The sequence below is a fragment of the Vibrio sp. YT-16 genome, assembly GCF_033337405.1.
Lineage (GTDB): Bacteria > Pseudomonadota > Gammaproteobacteria > Enterobacterales > Vibrionaceae > Vibrio > Vibrio alginolyticus.
The window spans coordinates 1-1,153 of record NZ_JAWOQQ010000122.1 but is presented as its reverse complement, the minus strand read 5'-3'; the positions used below and the strand labels follow the sequence as shown (position 1 = coordinate 1,153).

Below are 1,153 nucleotides of genomic sequence, written 5' to 3'. Positions count from 1 at the left end.
AATGAACTTGCTAGGTGAGTACAACCTTGAGTTCATCATTGCCTCTGAGCGTCAGTTGATCAGCAGTTTCGACCGTTACTACCGCCGTACTAAAGAGATCGCGTCCTTTGCTGAGCAGTTACAAGCAGAGCACCAAGACGTACAAAGCTTTGACTATGGCATCGATGAAGCCGACAGTGAAGAAGTCACCGTTGTAAAACTGGTTAATTCGATGTTTGAAGACGCGGTGCAAGTTGGTGCATCGGATATCCATATCGAACCAGACGATAAAGTCCTGCGTTTACGCCAGCGTGTCGATGGTGTGCTGCATGAAACCATTCTGAACGAAGTGAACATCGCTTCTGCATTGGTATTACGCCTTAAATTGATGGCGCACTTGGATATTTCTGAGAAGCGTCTGCCGCAAGATGGTCGCTTCAACATCAAAGTTCGTGGCCAGTCGATTGATATTCGTATGTCGACGTTACCGACTCAGTACGGTGAATCGGTCGTAATGCGTCTGCTTAACCAGTCGTCAGGCTTACGTCCATTAGAAGAATCGGGTTTACCGCCTGAGCTACTGGCGCGCTTGCGTCGTCAGTTATCTCGTCCTCATGGCATGATTTTGGTAACTGGCCCTACGGGGTCGGGTAAAACCACGACACTTTACGGTGCGTTGAGCGAGCTCAATGAACCGGGTAAAAAGATCATCACCGCAGAAGATCCGGTGGAATACCGTTTACCACGTATCACGCAAGTACAGATCAACAGCAAGATCGACTTAACGTTTTCACGCGTGCTACGCACCTTCTTGCGTCAAGACCCAGACATCATTTTGATTGGTGAGATGCGTGACCAAGAGACGGTAGAGATTGGCTTGCGAGCAGCATTAACTGGTCACTTAGTATTGAGTACGTTGCATACCAACGATGCGGTCGACAGCGCACTGCGTATGATCGACATGGGGGCGCCAGGCTATCTCGTTGCCAGTGCCGTGCGTGCCGTTGTGGCTCAGCGATTGGTTCGCCGTGTTTGTCCAGATTGTAAAACCCAAGATCATCTCGATGAGTCGCGTCAACAATGGTTAGCGGGGCGTTTTCCAAATCAAGTTGGGGTGACTTTTCACAAAGGAGCAGGTTGTCAAAACTGTAACTTGACGGGGTATCGAGGTCGA

1 protein-coding gene is annotated in these 1,153 nt (G+C 49.5%); it reads left to right on the top strand.

Annotation, left to right across the window (positions count from 1 at the left end; translation table 11 throughout):
- Nucleotides 1–1,153 (top strand): GspE/PulE family protein (locus R7F07_RS25175; RefSeq protein WP_318110667.1); only part of this gene is annotated, 1,153 nt, incomplete at both ends.